The organism is uncultured Sphaerotilus sp. (assembly GCF_963924895.1).
Taxonomy (GTDB): domain Bacteria; phylum Pseudomonadota; class Gammaproteobacteria; order Burkholderiales; family Burkholderiaceae_C; genus Sphaerotilus.
This window is the reverse complement of the sequence record NZ_CAWURG010000014.1, coordinates 22,021-41,315: the sequence shown is the minus strand read 5'-3', so window position 1 is coordinate 41,315 and position 19,295 is coordinate 22,021. Positions and strand designations below refer to the sequence as shown.

At 70.0% G+C, this 19,295-nt stretch carries 14 protein-coding genes; 9 read left to right on the top strand and 5 right to left on the bottom strand.

Translation table 11 applies throughout. The features are described 5' to 3' along the window. Window positions 1–223 precede the first annotated feature (223 nt). The 6 genes from bcsD (at window position 224) to AABN02_RS05435 (ending at window position 11,250) form a co-directional block, all read left to right on the top strand. Complete coding sequence (gene bcsD / locus AABN02_RS05460) at window positions 224–691, top strand: cellulose biosynthesis protein BcsD (RefSeq protein WP_338413904.1); 468 nt, start codon at window positions 224–226, stop codon at window positions 689–691. Window positions 692–738: 47 nt separating this feature from the next. Next, window positions 739–1,149, top strand: a complete 411-nt coding sequence (bcsR, locus tag AABN02_RS05455) for a BcsR/BcsP family cellulose biosynthesis protein (protein ID WP_338413903.1) — start codon at window positions 739–741, stop codon at window positions 1,147–1,149. Window positions 1,150–1,234: 85 nt separating this feature from the next. Next, window positions 1,235–3,445 carry a UDP-forming cellulose synthase catalytic subunit gene (gene bcsA / locus AABN02_RS05450; protein ID WP_338413902.1) on the top strand — a complete coding sequence of 737 codons (2,211 nt, stop codon included), beginning with the start codon at window positions 1,235–1,237 and terminating at the stop codon, window positions 3,443–3,445. A gap of 20 nt (window positions 3,446–3,465) precedes the next feature. After that, a complete protein-coding gene (locus AABN02_RS05445) occupies window positions 3,466–5,796 on the top strand; it encodes a cellulose biosynthesis cyclic di-GMP-binding regulatory protein BcsB (protein ID WP_338413901.1) in 2,331 nt (776 codons plus the stop codon). After that, complete coding sequence (gene bcsZ, locus AABN02_RS05440) at window positions 5,762–7,054, top strand: cellulose synthase complex periplasmic endoglucanase BcsZ (protein WP_338413900.1); 1,293 nt, start codon at window positions 5,762–5,764, stop codon at window positions 7,052–7,054. The genes AABN02_RS05445 and bcsZ overlap by 35 nt, the downstream gene beginning before the upstream one ends. Then, on the top strand, window positions 7,051–11,250 hold the full coding sequence (locus tag AABN02_RS05435) for a cellulose synthase subunit BcsC-related outer membrane protein (RefSeq protein WP_338413899.1): 4,200 nt from the start codon (window positions 7,051–7,053) through the stop codon (window positions 11,248–11,250). The genes bcsZ and AABN02_RS05435 overlap by 4 nt, the downstream gene beginning before the upstream one ends. Window positions 11,251–11,265: 15 nt before the next feature. Here the strand turns inward: AABN02_RS05435 and AABN02_RS05430 are convergent, their stop codons facing one another. From AABN02_RS05430 to AABN02_RS05410, 5 genes are all read right to left on the bottom strand, one after another. Continuing rightward, window positions 11,266–11,895, bottom strand: a complete 630-nt coding sequence (locus AABN02_RS05430; RefSeq protein ID WP_338413898.1) for a hypothetical protein — start codon at window positions 11,893–11,895, stop codon at window positions 11,266–11,268. Then, entirely contained in the window at window positions 11,892–12,710 is an 819-nt protein-coding gene (locus AABN02_RS05425; protein ID WP_338413897.1) for a hypothetical protein, read from the bottom strand. Before AABN02_RS05425 ends, AABN02_RS05430 begins: the two co-directional genes overlap by 4 nt. Window positions 12,711–12,946: 236 nt before the next feature. Next, window positions 12,947–14,563 (bottom strand): SUMF1/EgtB/PvdO family nonheme iron enzyme, encoded by a 1,617-nt coding sequence (locus AABN02_RS05420; RefSeq protein WP_338413896.1) that lies wholly within the window; start codon window positions 14,561–14,563, stop codon window positions 12,947–12,949. Beyond that, window positions 14,542–16,185, bottom strand: a complete 1,644-nt coding sequence (locus tag AABN02_RS05415; protein ID WP_338413895.1) for a caspase family protein — start codon at window positions 16,183–16,185, stop codon at window positions 14,542–14,544. Before AABN02_RS05415 ends, AABN02_RS05420 begins: the two co-directional genes overlap by 22 nt. Before the next feature lie 174 nt (window positions 16,186–16,359). After that, the gene (locus tag AABN02_RS05410; protein ID WP_338413894.1) at window positions 16,360–16,965 is read right to left on the bottom strand and encodes a Gfo/Idh/MocA family oxidoreductase; all 606 of its coding nucleotides are present in this window, start codon (window positions 16,963–16,965) and stop codon (window positions 16,360–16,362) included. Window positions 16,966–17,381: 416 nt separating this feature from the next. On the opposite strand from AABN02_RS05410, the gene AABN02_RS05405 reads away from it, so the two are divergent. The 3 genes from AABN02_RS05405 to AABN02_RS05395 all read left to right on the top strand — a co-directional run bounded on the left by AABN02_RS05405 (window position 17,382) and on the right by AABN02_RS05395 (window position 19,250). After that, on the top strand, window positions 17,382–18,590 hold the full coding sequence (locus AABN02_RS05405; protein ID WP_338413893.1) for a hypothetical protein: 1,209 nt from the start codon (window positions 17,382–17,384) through the stop codon (window positions 18,588–18,590). A 13-nt stretch (window positions 18,591–18,603) separates the two neighbouring features. Next, on the top strand, window positions 18,604–18,822 hold the full coding sequence (locus AABN02_RS05400) for a hypothetical protein (protein ID WP_338413892.1): 219 nt from the start codon (window positions 18,604–18,606) through the stop codon (window positions 18,820–18,822). A 134-nt stretch (window positions 18,823–18,956) separates the two neighbouring features. Then, on the top strand, window positions 18,957–19,250 hold the full coding sequence (locus AABN02_RS05395; protein ID WP_338413891.1) for a hypothetical protein: 294 nt from the start codon (window positions 18,957–18,959) through the stop codon (window positions 19,248–19,250). Window positions 19,251–19,295 lie beyond the last annotated feature (45 nt).

The window sequence follows — 19,295 nt, the reverse complement described above, 5'->3', positions numbered from 1 at the left end:
CGATGGTAGCGCCGCGAACAGTCCGCGAACGGGTGTCTCAGACCCCCCAGAAGAGGGAGTGCAAAAAACACTTTCGTTCACCCTTCATTCAGACTTCACCACAATCTGTGACGGAATGAAAAACATTGCAATACCTCAATATTCAACATGGTACCATCCCCGGAATTAGTGTAATTTTGCACAATTTTGTTAAATTTAAACGGTTTTTTCAGATTTATAGCCGATGAACCGCCCGCTATCCGACCACGACTACCACCTGCGTTACCGGTGCTCGCCGCAATGGCGCCCCTTTCTGGGCGCACTGGCGCAGGAACTGAGCAGCCGGATCGAGCCGGATCAGGCCCGCGCCCTCATGCGGCGCCTGGGCACTTCGATGGCCCGCAACGCACCACTGCCGGCCACGGAATTGCTGCCCGATCTGGAAGAGGCCATGAACAGCGTGTGGTCGGGCATGAACTGGGGCTGGGTGGAACTGAACGATACCAATGATGCCCTGAAGATCATCCACCATTGCGCGCCGATCGAAGCCGCATTCGGTGCGGCCAGCCGGCAATGGTCCCCGGCCGTCCTGGAAGGCGCCTACGAGCACTGGCTCCGGGCGGCGGGCGCGGGAGACCGCCTGCGGGTCCAGCAACTCGCCACCGACACCACCAGCGTCGAACCTCTGTACGTTTTTGCCCTGGCCGCCTGATCGGCGCCTCGGGGTCCAGTTGTCCTGTCGCAGCAAGAGCCTTCCACATGACCAACGGTGACGACATCAACAACCTGCTGAGAACGCTGGGCCACGACGCCGGCATCTACCAGGACCTGGCCCAGTACAACGCGTCGCGGGCGGCCGTGCGGCGGGCGGCGATGGTGCGGCCCGCCGAGGCAGCAGCACCAGCCCTCCAGACACCGACACCGACGGCGGTGACCGCCACACCACCCGTGCTGCGCGTGGTGCAGGGCTCGCCGGCCGGGTCGTCCTCGCTGACGTCCATCCTGAGCCGGCTGGCCAGTCCGACGGCGCCCGCGCCAGCCGACGGGCGCGAGAGCGGTGCCATGACCCGCGCGCCGCTGGCCACCGGCCATTCGTCGGTCCAGCCAGCCCGGCTGGACCAGTTGTTCGGTCGCCTGGCGACCCGCAACCCCGGTTCAACGGACCGCTGATCCGAACTGTCCCCTGACACCGGCACCGCTCGCTGCAGCGTGCCGATGGCAGGGCCTGTCTGCCCGTACGACTTGACTCCACGCCATGGCCGCACTGCCGGATCTCTCCACGCCCCCCCGCCCGCCAACGCCGTCCGGTCCGCTGATCGCTCCGATCGGCGCCCGCCGCACCGCGGGCTGGCACTGGGACACCTGGGAATACCGGGCGCTGCAACTCGCGATGCTGCTCAGCGGCGCGCTGCTGATGCTCACCGTCATCTCGGTGCCGCTCGACCTGTGGGAGCAGGTGATCTTCGGCGTGTTGTGCTTCTTCTGCGCGGTGCTGCTGAATCGCCGGCCGGGCCGCTTCGTGACCCTGCTGCTGACCTTCATCTCGCTGACGGTCTCCAGCCGCTACCTCTACTGGCGCCTGACCGAGACGCTGCGGATGGACAACGGCTTGGACCTGTTCTTCGGCAGCGGCCTGATCGCCGCCGAGATCTACGCCTGGCTGGTGCTGGTGCTGGGCTTCTTCCAGACCATCTGGCCGCTGGAGCGCCGCCCCGTGGCGCTGACCATGCCGGTGGAAGACTGGCCGACGGTCGACATCTTCATCCCCACCTACAACGAGCCGCTGAAGGTGGTGAAGCCGACCGTGCTGGCCGCGATGGCGATGGACTGGCCGCTCGACAAGCTGCGCATCCACCTGCTCGACGACGGCCGGCGCGAGGAGTTTCGCGACTTCGCCGAGGAGGTCGGCATCGAGTGGGTGATCCGCAGCGACAACCGCCACGCCAAGGCCGGCAACATCAACGCCGCGCTCTCGCACACCGATGGTGAATACATCGCCATCTTCGACTGCGACCACATCCCGACACGCTCCTTCCTGCAGATGACGCTGGGCTGGTTCTACAAGGATCCCAAGCTGGCGATGCTGCAGACGCCGCACCACTTCTTCTCGCCCGACCCCTTCGAGCGCAACCTCGACACCTTCGGCAACGTGCCCAACGAGGGCGAGCTGTTCTACGGGCTGGTGCAGGACGGCAACGACTTCTGGAACGCCACCTTCTTCTGCGGCTCGTGCGCGGTGCTGCGGCGGGACATGCTGATGGAGGTGGGCGGCGTGGCGGTGGAGACCGTGACGGAGGACGCCCACACCGCGCTGAAGCTGCACCGCAAGGGCTGGAACACCGCCTACATCGGCATCCCGCAGGCCGCGGGGCTGGCGACGGAAAGCCTGTCCGCCCACGTCGGCCAGCGCATCCGCTGGGCGCGTGGCATGGCGCAGATCTTCCGCACCGACTGCCCGCTGTGGGGCAAGGGCCTGACCTGGGCGCAGCGGCTGTGCTACTCGAACGCGATGCTGCACTTCTTCTACGGCCTGCCCCGGCTGGTGTTCCTGACCGCGCCGCTGGCCTACCTGTTCTTCGCCGCCCACGTCATCCACGCCTCGGCGGTGATGATCGCCGCGATGGCCCTGCCCCATCTGGTGCACGCCAACATCGTCAACTCGCGCACGCAGGGCAAGTTCCGGCACTCCTTCTGGGCCGAGGTGTATGAAGCCGTGCTGGCCTGGTACATCTTCCGCCCGACCATGCTGGCGCTGATCGACCCGAAGGCCGGCAGCTTCAACGTCACCGCCAAGGGCGGCTACATCGAGCGCGACTTCTTCGACTGGGGCATTGCGCGGCCGTACGTGGTGCTGCTGTCGCTGAACCTGATCGGCTTCGTGGTGGGCATTGCGCGGCTGTTCTGGTGGAACACGCACGAGCTGGACACGGTGCTGCTGAACATGCTGTGGACGCTCTACAACCTGGTGATCCTCGGGGCGGCAGCCGCGGCCGCGTCGGAAACCCGCCAGGTACGCAAGTCGCACCGGGTGCAGTTCGGCATCCCGGCCCGCATGGAGACGGCTGACGGCCGCGTCTGGCACGTCGAGACCGAGGACTTCTCCGAAGGCGGCCTGCGCGTGCGCCTGCCGCCCGGCGTGATGCTGGAAGAACAGACGCCCGTCACGCTGGCGCTGCTGCGCGGCGACCACGCCGCGCTGTTCTCGGCGCTGATCGTGTTCCGCCAGGGCGAGCACCACGGCCTGCGCTTCGACCCGATGACGCTGCAGCAGCAGATGGACCTGGTGGAAATCACCTTCGCGCGCGCCGACGCCTGGATCGACCACGCCGCACGCCACGCGCCGGACCGGCCGGCCCACGCGATGCGCCAGATCATCGGCCTGGGTGTGCGCGGCTGTGCCAAGGTCTTCGGCTGGAAATCGAAACAGGCGGCCCAGCCCCGCCGGCCGGCTTCGATCCGCGCATGACACCACAAGGATCGCAGGGGATGACGAAGAGGAACGACCACACGACGCCGGCCACGCCGGTCCGCCGGCTGGCCCGCCAGGCCCTGCGCACGCTGCTCGCGCTCGGCATGGGCCTGAGCGGCTCGCTGGCCGCCAGCCCGGGCCGGGATCTGGTGGTGCCCTTCTCGCAGATGGGGCAGCGCGAGGCGGTCACGCTCAAGCGGGGCCACCCGAGCCAGCGCCTGCCGTTCGCGCTGCGGGCGGACGAGGTGGTCTCGTCCGCGGTGCTCCTGCTCGAGGTGGTGCAGTCGCCCATGCTGGCGGGACGCGCCGGGGCGCTGGAAGTCCGGCTGAACGGCGAGGTCGTGACCCGCCTGGATGCGCCCAACGCCAGCGGCAAGGCCAGCATCCGCCACACGGTGCCGATCGACCCGCGCCTGGTGCTCGACCGCAACGAGCTGACACTGCAACTCGCCGAGCCGGTGGAGTGCAGCAATCCGGAGGGCGCCGGCCTGTGGGCACAGATCAGCCCGACTTCGTCGCTGAACCTGGTGATGGCGCCGCTGCCGCTGGCCGACGACCTCTCGCTGCTGCCCGCCCCCTTCTTCGATCCGCGCGACCCGCGCCGCAACGAGCTGACGCTGGTGTTCTCGCCGCGCGCCAGCGCCGCCACGCTGCAGGCCGCCGGCAATGTCGCCTCCTGGTTCGGCGCGCTCTCGGCCTACCGCGGCGTGCGCATCCAGGCGCGTGACCGCCTGCCCGCCGGCAACGCGATCGTGCTGGCCACGCCGGAAGACGCGCCCCCCGGCGTGGTGCTGCCGCCGATGGCCGGCGCCACCGTGACGATGGCCACCCACCCGGACCAGCCCCAGCGCAAGGTGCTCTACCTGCTCGGCCGCGATGGCGAGGAGCTGCGCCGCGCCGCCGACGCGCTGGTGCGCGGCCAGCTGCCCGGCCAAGGCAGCACGGCACTGATCGACCGGCTCACCGAGGCCGCCCCACGCCAGGCCTGGGACGCCCCCAACTGGACCCCGACCCACCGCCCCGTGCGGCTGGACGAGCTGGTCCCCGCCGCCTCGCTGAGTGCACGCGACGCACGGCCGCTCGACGTGGACGTGCCGATGCGCCTGCCACCCGATCTGTTTGCCTGGCGCGACCGCAAGGTGCAGCTGGACCTGCGCACGCGCTACGAGGCGCGGCCCGACGACCAGGGCGCCACGGTGCGGGTGCGCTTCAACGGCGTGACCCGGCTGGAAGAGCTGCTCGACCCCGGCACCACCGGCCGCTGGCTCGACAACCTGCAGCGCAGCGTCCGCGGCGAGCGCGACGAGGCGCTGACCCAGGCCGCGCGCCGCAACCTGCGCATCCCGGTGGCGACACTCGGCACGCAGTCCTACACCCACCTCGGCCTGACGCTGGAGCACAGCGTCGGCAGCGAGGCCGTCGAATGTGCGCTCGCGAGCCGCACCGACGCGGCGCTCGACCGGCCGCGCAGCGTGATCGATGGCGCATCGACCATCGACTTCTCCGGCGCACCCCACTTCCTGCCCATGCCGGACCTGGCCGCCTTCGCCAACACCACCCATCCCTACACCCGGCTGGCGGATCTGGCCGAGACCGCGGTGGTCCTGCCCGACCAGCCTTCGCACGAAGACCTCGACGCCTACCTCACGCTGATGGGCCGGGCCGGCGAGGCCACCGGCCTGTCCGCGCGGCTGGTCCAGGTGGTGCATGCACGCCACGTCGCGCAGGTGGCCGGCCGCGACCTGATCGTCATCGGCAGCGCCGGCAACCAGCGCCTGTTCGCCGACTGGGCGGCCGAGATGCCCTTCCGCGACCTCGCCGCCGTGCGTGCAGCGGCAGCCGCACCGGCCAGCCAGCCGCGCACCGCCCGGAGCCTGGTGCCCACCGACCTCGCCCTGCCGGGCTGGCTGCACTGGGTCGGCGAGATCTGGCAGCGCGACGAACTCCCGGCGCTGGAGTCCCTCGCCTTCCGCGGCACCGACCCGCAGGCCGCGCTGGTGGGCTTCGAGTCGCCGCTGGCCGCCAACCGCAGCGTGGTCGGCCTGATGGCGACCACCCCGGCCGCCCTGTCCTTCATCACCGACGCCCTGCTCGACGGCAGCCGCCTGTCGCAGATCCACGGCCACGTCACGCTGTTCGAGGAATCCGGCCGTGTCACCGCCTACAGCGCCGACCCGACCTACGCCAGCGGCGACCTGCCCTGGCTGAGCTGGATCCGCTGGAAGCTGTCGGACCGCCCGGTGCTGCTGTGGGCGGTGCTGATGCTGGCGATCCTGGTGCTGTCCGCGGTGATTTATGTCCTGCTCCAGCGCCATGCGCTGCGCCGCCATGCCGGGGCTTCGACCTGAGCCGCTGACCAGTCCGCAGCGCAGGCGACTGCTGCTGCGGATGGGCGCCCTCGCTGGCGGGGCGGGTGCGCTCGCCAGCACGGCCTGCGCCGCACCGCCCGCCAAGCCGCCGGCGCCAGCGGCCGCGCGCCGGCTCGCCTGTGACGACTTCGACGCACTCTGGGCCGGCTTCGTCAGCAGCTTCGTGCAGCCGGACGGCCGGGTGCTCGACCCCGACACCGAGGCCCGCGTCAGCACCTCGGAGGGCCAGGCCTACGGGCTGTTCTTTGCACTCGTGGCCGACGACCGCCCGCGCTTCGACGCCCTGTTGCACTGGACCCGCCAGAACCTCTGCGGCGGTGACCTGGCCGCGCGCCTGCCCGCCTGGCAATGGGGCCGCCAGCGCGATGGCCGCTGGGGCGTGCTCGACACCAACGCCGCCAGCGACGCCGACCTCTGGCTCGCCTGGACCCTGATCGAGGCCGCCCGCCTGTGGAACGCCCCCGCGCTGGCCACTGACGGCCGCGCGCTGCTGGCGCGCATCCGGGCCGAGGAGGTGGTCCACGTGCCGGGCCTGGGCACCATGCTGCTGCCGGGGCCGCAGGGCTTTGTCAGCGAAGACCGCCTGCACTGGCGCTTCAACCCGAGCTATGCGCCGCTGCACCTGCTGCGCGGACTGGCCAGCGCCGATCCGGGCGGACCCTGGACCGTGCTGGCGGAACAGTCCGCGCGCACCTTGCCGGCCATCGCGCCCAACGGCCTCGCCCCCGACTGGGCGACCTGGACCGTGGAGCACACCGCGCCGCTGCGGGGCCACTGGGTCGCTGACACGCAGCAGGGCGACACCGGCAGCTACGACGCGATCCGCTGCTACCTCTGGGCCGGCGTCGCCCCCGTCGACGATCCGCTGCGCCCGGCGCTGCTGCAGGGCCTCTCCGGCATGCAGCGCCACACCCGCACCCTGCCGCTGCCCGAGCGCTTTGCCACGCGCGCCACCACCCGCGCCGAGCCGTCCGCCATCGCCCGCGGCACCGCCCCGCCCGGTTTCATCGCCGCGCTGCAGCCCTACCTGGTCGCGCTGGGCGACTGCACCGGCGCGCAGCAACTGGCCGAACGACTCGCCACGGTCTGCGCCAGCCCGACCACCCGACTGCGCTACTACGACCACGCCCTCGCGCTCTTCAGCGCCGGCTGGCTGCAGCAGCGCTGGCGCTGCGACCGCCACGGTCGGCTGCAGCGCGCCCCCTCTACTTCGACTCTCCGCTGCCAGACCCCATGACGCATCCGTCCACTCCGTCCTCCGCTCCTTCCTTCCTGCGCCCGACGCCGACCCGGGTGGCTCTGGCATGCCTGGGCCTGGTGACTGGCCTGGCCACCTCCGCCGTGCAGGCCGCCACGGCAGCGGCGCCCGCGGCCTCGGTCCCGGCCACGCCCGCCACGCCGGCTGCTGCCTCGGACAGCGCGCGCGCCACCACCGTGCAGCAGCTCGTCGAGCAGGCCCGCCACTGGCAGCAGCGCGGCCGGGCCGATCTGGCCGGGCAGACCTGGCAGAAGCTGCTCGGTGTCGATCCGCGGCAGCCGGACGCGCTCTACGGCCTCGCCGCGCAGAGTGTCGAAGCCGGCCGCTTCGACGAAGGCGGCTCTTACCTGAACCGGCTGCGCCAGGTGAGCCCGCGCCATCCGGGCCTGGCCGCACTGTCCACGCAGGTCCAGTCCCAGACCTCCAACCAGTCGCTGATCGCCACCGCCCGCCAGTACGCACAGGCCGGCCAGACCGAGGCCGCGGCCCGCACCTACAAGCAGGCGCTCGGCGCCCAGCCCCCGGGCGATGAGCTTGCGGTCGAGTACTACCAGACGCTGGGCGGCACCCGCGAAGGCTGGGACGAGGCCCGCCGCGGTCTGGAGCGCCTCAGCCAGTCGGCCCCCGGCCAGCCCGGCCCCGCGCTGGCCCACGCCAAGCACCTGAGCTACCGCGAACCGACGCGCCGCGACGCGATCCAGCGTCTGGCCGCCCTGTCCACCCAAGCCGACGCGCCGCCGCAGGTCCGCAAGGACGCCCGCGCCGCCTGGCGCCAGGCGCTGGTGTGGCTGGACGCCCGCGGCCCGGACGCCCCCCTGTTCCGCCAGTACCTCGCCGGTGCCGGTGACGACGCGGAGCTGAACACCAAGCTGGCCGAGCTGGGCAAGCCGGGCAAGGCGCGGGCGACGGCCAGCACGACCACCGATGCGGGCGCCGCGGCCCCACGCCGGACGACCGCAGCCGCAGCCCCGCGCACAGCGGTGGCCGCCCCCTTGCCCGCCGTCCGCCAGGGCTTCGCCGCCATCGACAGCGGCGACCTGAAGACGGCCACCGAACGCTTCGAATCCGTGCTGCGCCAGCGCCCGGACGAGACCGACGCGCTGGCCGGCCTCGGCATCGTCCGCATGCGCGAGGACCGGTTCGCCGAGGCCGGTGAACTGCTGGACCGCGCCAGCGCCGCGACCAACGGCACGCGCTGGAAACCCGTCTACCGCTCGGCCATGCACTGGCAGGCGGTGCACGATGGCCAGGCCGCGCGACAGGTCGGCGACCTCGACCGCGCCACCCGCCTCGCCAAGGGCGCCGTCGAGACCGATCCGAAGGAGCCGGAAGGCCAGGTGCTGCTCGGTGAACTGCTGGCCGAGCAGGGCCAGTTCCTCGGCGCCGACGCCGCCTACCGCGAAGCGCTGCGCGCCGACGCCCGCCACCCGCGCGCCAACGCCGGGCTGTACCAGGTGCTCGGCGCCTCGGGCCGGACCGAGCCGCAGCGCACGCTGCTGCAGCGCATGGACGCCGACGTGCTCGCGGGCCTCGGCGGCGAGACCGGACTCAAGGCCGGCCAGATGCGCCTGCAGGCCGATCTGGCGCAGCAGCGCGGGGATCTCGCTGGGGCGCAGGCGCTGCTGGAGCAAGCCGTGGCGCTGGCACCGGGATCGCCGTGGGTACGCCTGTCGCTCGGCCAGCTGCTGATGCGCCAGAACCGGACCGACGCGGCACGCTCGCAGATCGACGCCTTCGTCATCCCGGCCGCGCATCCGGGCGAAGCGCTGCAGGCCCGCGCGCTGCTGCAGACCGAGCTGAAGGACTGGTCCGGCGCGCTGCGCAGCCTGGAGCAGGTGCCGGCCCGCGCGCGCACGACCGAGATGGGCCGGCTCCAGCGCCGCCTCGCCGTGCAGGCGCAGGCGGCCGATGCCGTGGCCCAGGCCCGCGCCGGTCAGCGCTGGCAGGCCGAGGCCATGCTGGTCGAGGCCGAAGCGGCGGCGGGTCAGGACCCCGACATGGTCGGCGCCGTGGCCGGCGCCCGGCTGGACCTGGGCGACGAGGCCCGCGCCGGCCAGCTCATCCGCGCGACACTCGCCGCCCAGCCGCAGGCGGGCGCGGGCTTGCGCCTGCGCCATGCCGCGCTGCTGCTGCAGACCCGGCAGGACGCGGAACTCGCCGGCGTGCTGCGCCAGCTCGCCGCGCAGCCGCTCACCGCCGGCCAGCGGCGCGATTTCGACGACCTGCGCATCGCGCTGGCGCTGCGCCAGGCCGATCAGCTGCGCGACGGCGGCGACCTCTACAACGCCTACGAGGCGCTCGCCCCGGTGCTGCAGGACCGCCCGCAGGAGCCGCGCCTGCAGATGGCGCTCGCACGCCTCTACACCGCCGGTGGCGACAACGACCAGGCCCGCGCGCTCTTCGAAGCCGTGCTGCAGAAGCAGCCGGACACGCTGGACGCCTGGCTCGGCCTGGCCGGCGCCGCCGATGCCCAGAAGGATTCCGATTCCGCCGTGATGGCCTTGCAGGAGGCCGGCCGGCTCGCGCCCAACAGCCCCGCCGTGCTCGCCCAGTACGCCCGCCACCACCGTGCGATGGGCCAGTTCAGCAAGGCGGCCGAGTACCTGCGCGCCGCCATGGCCGCCGAGCAGCCCCGGCCGACGCAGTGGGGACAGACCCGCGTCGCCGGCAATCCCTTCGCGGCCCACGCGGCGGACGGGCGCTCGCGCACGCTGCTGGCCGGTGGGGTGCCGGCGCTGGTACCCCCGTCCGGCTACTCGCAGAACACCCCGCTCGCGCTCGCCAATCTGGACCAGCTGCCGCCCACGGGCGCCGGTGTGCCGACGGCCCGGCCGGGCGTGGACAGCGCGGTCAGCCGCTCGCTGCGCTGGCGCGAGCCGGCGCCGGTGGCCGCGGCTGCAGCGCCGATGCAGATGCAGACGCAGATGGCCACCACGGTGGCGCAGGCCCAGGCACCGGCAGCAAGCGGACGGCCCGCCAGCCCGCCGAAGCGGGTCAAGACCCTGGGCGACGAACTCTCCGAGGTGCAGGTCGAGCGGGGCCGCACCAGCCTCGAAGTCGCCGGCACGCTCCAGGCGCGCAGTGGCGACGCCGGCCTCGGCCGGCTCGATCTGGTGCAGACACCGATCGAGGGCCGCAAGACCATCGAGGACGTCGGGCAGCTCAGCATCAAGGTGATCCCGGTCGTCGCCAGCGCGGGACAGGTCAGCCAGGGATCCCGCTCGCGCAGCGGCACGCTGGGGCTGGATGCCACCGGCGTGGCCGTCGCCCCCTCGCAGAATGATGCAGGCGTCGGCGTGGCCGTCGCGCTGAAGACACGCAAGCTGACCGTCGATGTCGGCGCCACGCCGGTCGGCTTCGCGGTGGTGGATGTCGTGGGCGGACTGCGCTACATCGACGAGTTCGCGCAGGGCCTGACGCTGACGGTGGACGCCTCGCGGCGCGCCGTCACCGACAGCCTGCTGTCCTTCGCCGGCACGACCGACGCCCGCACCGGCCGCGTCTGGGGCGGCGTGCGCACCACCGGCGTGCGGACGCAGGTGGCCTGGGAGCAGGCCGATGCCGGCGTCTACGGCTATGGCGGACTGCACGCCATGACGGGCCAGCAGGTCGCCAGCAACAGCCGTTTCGAATTCGGCGCCGGCAGCTTCTGGCAGGCCCAGCGCCTCGACGACTCGCAGGTCGGGATCGGCATGAACCTCGGCTACCAGCACTACCGGCGCAACCTGAGCGGCTACACCTGGGGCCACGGCGGCTACTTCAGCCCGCAGCACCTGCTGGCGCTGACCGTGCCGGTGAACTGGCTGGGCCGCAGCGGCCGGCTGAGCTGGGGGCTGCAAGGTTCCGCCGGTCTGCAGGCCTACCGCGAGGACGCCGCGCCCTACTTCCCGACCGACGGCGCGGCGCAGGCCTCGCTGGAGAGCCTGGCCGCGCAGCAGCGCGTGCCCTCGGCGGTCTATGCCTCGCGCACCGACTCGGGGCTGGTGCTGAACCTGGGCGGCGCGATGGAATACCAGCTCACCCGGCACCTGGACATCGGCACCCGGCTCGGGCTGGAGCGCGCCGCGCAGTACACGCAGAGCAGCGGGTCGATCTACCTGCGGCTGAGCCTGGAGCCGCGCAGCGGGCTGGGTGGAGTCGGGCTGCAGATGCCGGGCGGGCCGAGCGGGTATTGAACCCCACTCACTCCGTCATCCTCGCGACTGCGAGGACCCACCCGCCGCCGCCGACGTTGGCGAGGCAAACATCACCGCCAGCGCCAGCCCGAACACCGCCCCCGACAGCAGGCTCGTCATCACGACGTACAGCAGCACCAGCCGCCGCTCCACCTGCTTGCGCGAGGCCTCGTCCCACAGGGTCTGGTCGTCCATGGCCTTGTGCAGCCCGCCGGCTTCGCGGATGGCCGCCGTCAGGCCGACATCGCGGCTCGCCTGCTGGCCCATCTCGTTGAACTCGCCGCGGATGTGGCGCCTCGGGTCGCCCTCTTCGGGCTGGGCGCTGGCGGCGGGCGGCCAGACGAAGACGTGCTCGTCCAAGTCGCCGTAGTAGACAAACGCCACCGCCAGCCCCGCGAGGGCCGCGGCACCGGCCGCCGCCGCGATCTGCCGCCGGTGCGCCAGCGTCAGCCGCCGGCGCATCACCAGGACCAGCACCAGCAGCACCACCAGCGACACGAAGGACGCGATCCCGGTGACGGCCGGCGTGCCCATCGCCTCGGTGGGCGGCACCCAGTCGGACAGGACCGAGTTGAACAGCGCGAACATCGCCGTCACGGCCGCCGCGGCTGCGCCGAGCAGCTTGGTGAGTTCATCCCATTTCATCGCGTGCTCCCGGAGGTGGCGTTGGGCGCCGGTGTCACTGCGTCAGGTGCAGGAGGCAGGCGCACTTGGTCGTCCTCGCTCAGCACCAGCGTGATCGGCTCGGACGGGCCGGCGCTGACGCGGCGGTAGTTCGTCAGCGCCCGTTGGCGCACGAGGGGCAGCAGCGCGTCGATCCGGTTCGGCGGCGCGATCCACAGCGCGTAGTCACCGTGGGTTTCCAGCCGGTCGGTCGACGGCGAGGTTTGCTGGGTGAAGCGGCCAACGTCGAGCAGGTGGCGCAGCTTGGCGTCGGACATGCTGGCCGGCGGGCCACGGGTGATGTAGATGAGCGGCAGGGCGTACACGTCCATCGGCGGGGCGACGCTGCCGGGGCGGGTGGACGTGACCTGCACCTCGACGGGTCGGCGCACCGGGCCGCCCCTGCGCAGGGCGGAGGCGCTGGCGTCCTGGGCGCTCTGCTCGGCGCCGAACAGGGCCAAGGCGCTGCGGCCCTGCTCGGCCACCGCGGTCTGGAGGCTGTCACTGGCGGCGAGCAATTGCGCTTCGGCCATCGCCCGCTCGCGCGGCGTCATGGCGGCGGACTGGCGCGCCAGGGCGGTCTCGGCGGCGAGGAGTTGGTTGGCTACGGTTTTCAAGCGGACTTTGTCGCGAGGGGCGATGTCGGAAGGGGGCAGGCGCTGGATGTCGCGGCGCAGGGTGAGCAGGTCGGTCGAGGCGAGGCTGTCGAGTGCCGATGCGCTGAATGCGGCGGTCAGCAGGGCCAGTGCCAGCAGACCCGATCGCCGCCTCAATATTCGGTTTTTCGGGTGAGTCATGGTCATTTCCTATTCGAACATCAGGGCGCTGCACGAGATCCCCCCTCCCCAGCCCTCCCCCCGCTGGGGGGAGGGAGCCAGACAGTGGAAGCGAACGACTGCCCATACACCACAGCCCGGTTTTCCTCCTCCCCCAGCGGGGGAGGCCGGGAGGGGGCTTCGGCAGTCAGCAGACCTTTCGACCCCGCTCACCTTGATGCCTCATGCTGTTCTCAAAGGGTAAAAAGGTAAAAGGGCTAAAGGGAAAAGGTCCTGGCGATACGGAAGCCGGTGCTGCTGATCCGGCCGCCCGGAGTGCCCCCGAAGCGGATGGCCGAGCGCAGGAGCCACGGGTTGAGGTTCCAGGAACCGCCCCGCAAAACACGGCGCGCCGAGTCTCCGCCAACCTTCCATGCGCTCCCATCAGTAGGCGCCCCTGTGTAGTTGTCATGCCACACGTCTTCGACCCATTCCCAGGCGTTGCCGTGCATGTCGTACAAGCCGAAGGCATTGGCATCGAAGCTCCCCACCTTCGTCGTTTTCTCTCGGTACACACCCTTGGCGCTCCCGTTGTATGTGTAGTTACCGTCAAAGTTCGCCTGCTGCGGCGTGATCGTCTTGCCTGTGTGGAAAGGCGTCTTCGTGCCCGCTCGGGCCGCGTATTCCCATTCCGCCTCGCTCAGCAGCCGGTATTGCTGGCCCGACTTCGCATTCAGTTTCTTCAGGTACTCCTGCGCCATATCCCAGCTCACGTTCTCCACCGGGCAGGTGTCGCCACACGCGGAGAAGTTGCTCGGGTTGCTGCCCATCACCGCCTTCCACTGCCCTTGCGTGATCTCGTAGCGGCCCACTGCCAGCCTGTAGTCGATCTTCACCGTGCGCTGCGGGCCTTCGTCCTTGCCCCGCTCCGGCTCGCTGTCGGGCGAACCCATCACGAAGCTGCCCTTGGGCAACAAGACCAGTTCGGGGCAGTCGGCACAGTCCTTGATGATCTGGCCAGTTTGAGCCACCACGGGAACAACAGGCTCGATCGATCGGGGCGATGGCACAACCGCACCCGGTACCAGATAAAACTCACTCGACAGCCAGCCCTCCGGCCAAGGTCGCTGCCGCTTCGGACTGTTGCGAGTTCTGTCCACGACATCGTTCGCAACGAGCCGGAACATCTGATCAACCGACACCCCGGGCGTTCCGATGTGCGCCAACAGACGTTCCGTGAAGAGTCCGTTGCGCCCAGGGCCATCGTCGGCCACCTCACCGTACTTGGTGGAGTACGCCACCCAAGTACCTTCCGGGGGACTTTCCTTGGTCATCCCGCGGGATGCGCTGCGAAACCCGCGCCCGAACGGGTTGTCCCGGCACGCATCCAGAAACATCAGGTTCACGCGCGACCGCCCCCGCTCCAGCAAGTCCATCAACTCGCTGACCGAGATGGACTGCCGTGCAACTTGCGATTCAGTCTGGATGTCGGCATCGACCGCTGGCAGATAGTTCTTGCCATTCACCGCCATTCCATGCCCGGCGTAATAGACCAGCGCCACAGTGTCCCCACCCAGCTTCTTCTCGAATTCCACCAGTGCCTGGTCAATGTTGCGCTGCGTTAGGTTCTCCCGGTACACGATGTCTGCCTTGTCAAAACCGATGGTCTGCAGCTTGGCGTACATGTCCCGCGCGTCATTGAGCGGGTTGCGCAGTCGGTCTTTCTGCTGCGTGTAATCCGCATTGCCAATGACCAGCGCAACCCTGCGCTCCGCTTGGGCGCTGCCACAGACAAGGATGCAGACAGCCGCCACGCAGCCCGCCCACCATGCTGTGCCACGACGCCCACGGTGCGTGTTCGACCCCATGCGGTTCACCGTGTTTTCTTGGCCCATGTCCGATACTCCGAATGCCCGAAGCTGAATTTTCCAGCACGCTGCTGGACAAGTTGATCCAAGGTGTCCGGCCGGAGCAATTCCAGACTCGGCTCCTGGTCGAAACCGAAAATGAACTGAATGTCCTTGCCTTCCGGGAGCTGGACAGTCACCCGGCTCGAAGCAGAAGGAATCTGCATGGATTGCCCGCTAGGCACGCGATTGCGCTCGAAATCGCGCGTCGGATACATCAGCTTGGCCTCACCCATCGCGTTGACATTGACCATCAGCAGAAATGCCTCACGGTCAGGCCGGACGCTGAAACCCAGCGATTGACCGACCTCCAAATTGCCACCAAACGAATCCGCCTGGAGGTCCACCGGCAACACCGCCCGCCGATGCCGCTCCGCCAGCGCCTTGACCCGCCGCGCCCAAGCCCGCCCCCGCACCAGTTCCACCAGCCGATCCGCGTCCACCGGCTGCATCCGCACCAGCCGGTCCCCCGACGCATCGACCACATCGACCAGATCCCCCGCCTGCACAATCTCCAGATCCGCCCCCGTGCCGCCCGCAGGCAGCAGCTTCACGTCCGGCAACCCCTGCAAGCGCCTGACCAGCGGGCCGGGCAGATCCTCGGTGCGCACCGTCAGCGGCGTCGGCGGCGCGTCCACCGGCCGAGCTGCGACGCCCTTGACCGACAACACCGGCCGGCTACCCAGCGCCAGCGTGTCCTCCGCCACCGATGGCAGGCGCTGCGGCGTATGCCCGTAGGGACGCTGCGCCATGAAATCGCCCACCGACCGGTGCACCTCGTTCAGGTCCAGCCACCCGTCGCCATTCAGATCACCGGGAATGCGCCCGTCCAGCACCCGCAGCAGCGCGTCCGTCAGCGCCCCGTGCGGCTTGCCGTCCAGCGTCGGCCACTGGCGCAGCTTGACGCTGCTCACGTCCTTGGCGGTTTCGCCCTCGCCCGCAGCGGACAGAAAGGCGGTGGCGCGGTACGGGTACGGCGGCGGTGCGGCGCCTCCGGGGGCTTGCTGCGCCATCCGGGCGGCGATGTCAGGCCGGCTGATCGTGAAGGTGCGCTCAGCCCAAGCGTCAGGGTCGGCCCGCGTCGGCACCACCTGCCGCACCGCCTGCCCGGAGTAGCAGGTGTCCATCACCACCCACAGTCGCCGCCCGCCCTGCTCCAGCGCCTCGATGCGGGGAACCAGGTCGGTGCGCCCGACGATCAGGCCCCGCGTCGGCTGGTTCGGGTCGAAGTCGTGGGCCATGAACGCCCCCGAGCCATGCGGCACCGGCACACGCAGCGTTGCGGCACCTAGGTCCAGCGCGCTGGTGCCATGCCCCGAAAAGTAGACCATCACCTCGTCGCCCGGCCCGCTGCGCTGCGCCAGCGCGGTCAGCTCGGCCAAGATGTTGTCGCGGGTGGCCTGCCGGTCGGGCAACGTGCGGATGTCCTCGGCGCGGAAACCCCAGCGCCGGATCAGCACCTCGCGCATCGCGGCCACGTCGTGGACGGGGCCATCCAGCGTGGGTATCTCCGGCCGCTGGTAGGCCGACACGCCGACCAGCAAGGCCACCCGCCGGGCATCGGCCCAGGCGGTGCAAGCTGCCAGCCCCAGTAGCAGCGCCACGGCCATCCGCGCGCGGCTCCACCCTCCCCGTGTTGTCGTCCTCATCGCCGTACCGTCTGATGTGAATTATTTACTCACAGTCTAGCGGACGGTGGTATCGATCGTGGGTGCCCGCGTTCGCGGGCATGACGGATCGGGTGGGAGTGCGTGCGTGCGTGGTGATCCGTCCAAGTGCTCCGACTACACCACCTCGGGCATCCCCGAGTGCAGCGACCGCGTGACCGCCAGCCCGATGCGCATCGCCTCCATCGCATCCGCCAGCGTGAACGATAGCGGCACCACCCCGCGGCAGGCGGCGACGAACGCGGCCATCTCGTGCGCGAACGCCATCTCGAAGCGTTCGTGGAAATCGCCGGTCACCGCGTGCGCGACGCCCGCCGCGTCGCTGCGGACCACCCGGTCGCGCGCCGCGTGTTCGCCGATCTGCAGCTTGCCGGCCGTGCCGATCACCTCGAAGCGCTGGTCGTAGCCATACGCTGCTCGGCGGCTCGTGTTGATCTGGCAGAGGCGGCCCTTCTTCGTGCGGATCGTCACCGCCGTGCTGTCGAAGTCGCCCAGGTCGGCGATGGCCGGGTCGGTCAGCACCGAGCCGGAGGCGCTCAGCCACTCCGCTTCGCCCCCATCCTGCGCGACCACGGGCTGGTTGGCCTGGCCGAGCCGCTGGGCTTCGAGGAATGCGCCGTGTGCACCGCGCTGCCCACAGCTCGACCTGGGCGTGCCGGCGCCCGCCGAGCCGAACGAGTTCCGGCTGATCTGTGCGGAGAACATGCGCGGCGGCAACGTCATCAGGGTTGATGACCATTGCCGTGCGGTGCCGTTGACCTGCGCACCACGCGGTAGCTCAATGACGTTCAGCACCCGTCCAGCAAAGTCTGTGGTGGGTGTCAATACCCTCATCAGGAGATCTTCATGGCCACCAGGAAAAGCAACGCCAACGAGGCGACCAGCGTCTCCAAGCGTGCCGGAAAACCTGCCGGACTCGACCAGGGTGTCAGCCGGAGCGCGCCCCCCTCTGGCGTACAACCCACTGCCGCCGAACTGGATGCCCGGGACCGGAGCAAGTCGGGCCCACGGCGACCGGCCGGGCCCCCACTGTCAGGCGATGTGCCGAGCCGTTCGGCCATTGACGCGCTGACCAGCGAGACGCTGCCCGCACCGACTGATCCCAGCCAATGAACAACTGACTCACCGGGGAATGCACCATGGCCTTGACTCTCCTGAAAAACCAGGGGCTCAGTGACGCCCAGACCAGCACATCGACCTCCAACATCTGCGAGCCGTCGACCGCTGCCAACGGCTCCCAGCAGTTCATGACGGGCAACTGGTTCGCCAGCAGCTCCGCCAACCTGGGGACAAACTGGTCCTACATCAGCCCGTACACCCGTTTTCCCGCGGCCGCTGGTGGTTTCTGCTGCGACCAGCTGGTCCTGTTCAACCCGAAGTACAAGATCTGGATCTGGCTGCTGCAGTACAGCCAGGGAGCCAATGGCGAGAACATCTTCCGCCTGGCGATCAGCCGCGAGGCGAGCTTCGGCACCTGGTACTGGTGGGACTTCGCCAGTAGCGGCGGACTGGCCGGATGGGCGGCCAACTGGCTGGACTATCCCGACATGGCCTTCACCACCGAGCAGCTGTTCATCACCTTCAACATGTTCAAGGGCAACGCCTGGCAGCGCGCCGTGGTGTTCAGGATGCCGCTGGCCACGCTGGCCTCGGGCGGTGCGCTGGGCTACCAGCGCTGGGCCACGACCAGCAATGGCTCGATCCGGCTCTGCCGCGGCCCCGGCACGGTGATGTACATGGGCTCGCACAACTCGGCGTCGCAACTGCGGGTGTTCAACTGGCCGGACGCCAGCCTCAATATCTCCTGGAACGATGTCAACGTGCGCTCCTGGCTGGGCGGCGCCTATTCCGCTACCGGGCCGGGCGGCATCAACTGGCTGGGCCGGACGGACTCGCGCATCACGGGGGCCTGGATGGGAGCCGGCGTGCTGGGATTCATGTGGACCGCCAACCGGGACGGCAGCCACGCGCTGCCCTACATCCGGGTCGCACGCATCAACGCCTCGAACAGGACTCTCCTCAGCGAACCCGACATCTGGAGCACCACCGCCGCCTGGGCCTACCCGGCTGCTGCGGCGAACAGCGCGGGTGCCGCCGCCTTCACCGCCTTCTATGGTGGCGGCAACTTCCACCCCAGCCATGTCGTCGGCCTCCAGAGTGGCGGCGGATGGGCCACGACCTTCACGAAGGTCGGCACGCACAGCCCGCCACAACAGTCCTGGGGCGACTACCTGTCCTGCACGCCGTACCACCCGGACGGCACGCAATGGGTCGCGTCCGGCTACACGCTGCAGGGCGGCACCAACCGCACCAACATCGAACCCCGGTTTGTCCACTTCAAAGCCTGAAGGAGAGCACCTCATGTACTCGCTGATCGCCAAGACCCCTGTCCGTCAGTTGCTGACCCACCAGGCGCCCGCCATCATCGGCGCGCTGCTGATTGCAGAGATGTTCTACAAGTGGCACAGCTTCCTGCTGGAAACCGGTGGTTTCCTCGCCACATGGTTCGTGCTGGACGCGCTGGTCTGCCAGCTGGAACGCTGGCTGGGCAAAACACCTGCCGACGAAACGCAGCACTGAGGCGCCTGCTGCACCCTCCACCCAGCCCTTTGGGCCGGGTGGATTTCGCACGGCCGCGACGCACGGCTGCGACGCTCGGCCTTGCCGACCTGCCCGCCGGGAAGACACTGCGCTGCCGCTGGCCTGCTGGTGCCATGAAGTGGGTCCAGGCGTCCTACAACCCGATCCTGAACATGAAGGGCGGGCTGGCGCAGGGGAATCTGACCCAGGAGATCGCCACCGAGTACAGCGGCATGTTCCGCAAGATGAAGGAGGATGCCAACGCGACGATTCGCAACCTCGCGCACAAGAGCGCCTCGGCCCAATCCCCTGCCCGGACATCGGCAGGCAAGGGTTTCAAGGCGGGTACCCGCCAGCGCCCACACGCCCCCGAAACGGCCGAGGCTGTAGAAGCGGAAGCGGATAGCGCGGAGTGGGGGCAGTTCTGACGCGCCGCACTGCGCGCGGGTGCTCCCCGGGAGGGTGAAGTCGGT

Coding starts and splice junctions, on each gene's coding strand:
- AABN02_RS05430 (WP_338413898.1), bottom strand. CDS start 11,895: ATGAAATGGGATGAACTCACCAAGCTGCTCGGCGCAGCCGCGGCGGCC.
- AABN02_RS05410 (WP_338413894.1), bottom strand. CDS start 16,965: ATGACGTTGCCGCCGCGCATGTTCTCCGCACAGATCAGCCGGAACTCG.
- AABN02_RS05400 (WP_338413892.1), top strand. CDS start 18,604: ATGTACTCGCTGATCGCCAAGACCCCTGTCCGTCAGTTGCTGACCCAC.
- AABN02_RS05395 (WP_338413891.1), top strand. CDS start 18,957: ATGAAGTGGGTCCAGGCGTCCTACAACCCGATCCTGAACATGAAGGGC.
- AABN02_RS05425 (WP_338413897.1), bottom strand. CDS start 12,710: ATGACTCACCCGAAAAACCGAATATTGAGGCGGCGATCGGGTCTGCTG.
- bcsD (WP_338413904.1), top strand. CDS start 224: ATGAACCGCCCGCTATCCGACCACGACTACCACCTGCGTTACCGGTGC.
- AABN02_RS05415 (WP_338413895.1), bottom strand. CDS start 16,185: ATGGCCGTGGCGCTGCTACTGGGGCTGGCAGCTTGCACCGCCTGGGCC.
- AABN02_RS05420 (WP_338413896.1), bottom strand. CDS start 14,563: ATGGGCCAAGAAAACACGGTGAACCGCATGGGGTCGAACACGCACCGT.
- AABN02_RS05445 (WP_338413901.1), top strand. CDS start 3,466: ATGACGAAGAGGAACGACCACACGACGCCGGCCACGCCGGTCCGCCGG.
- AABN02_RS05405 (WP_338413893.1), top strand. CDS start 17,382: ATGGCCTTGACTCTCCTGAAAAACCAGGGGCTCAGTGACGCCCAGACC.
- AABN02_RS05435 (WP_338413899.1), top strand. CDS start 7,051: ATGACGCATCCGTCCACTCCGTCCTCCGCTCCTTCCTTCCTGCGCCCG.
- bcsR (WP_338413903.1), top strand. CDS start 739: ATGACCAACGGTGACGACATCAACAACCTGCTGAGAACGCTGGGCCAC.
- bcsZ (WP_338413900.1), top strand. CDS start 5,762: ATGCGCTGCGCCGCCATGCCGGGGCTTCGACCTGAGCCGCTGACCAGT.
- bcsA (WP_338413902.1), top strand. CDS start 1,235: ATGGCCGCACTGCCGGATCTCTCCACGCCCCCCCGCCCGCCAACGCCG.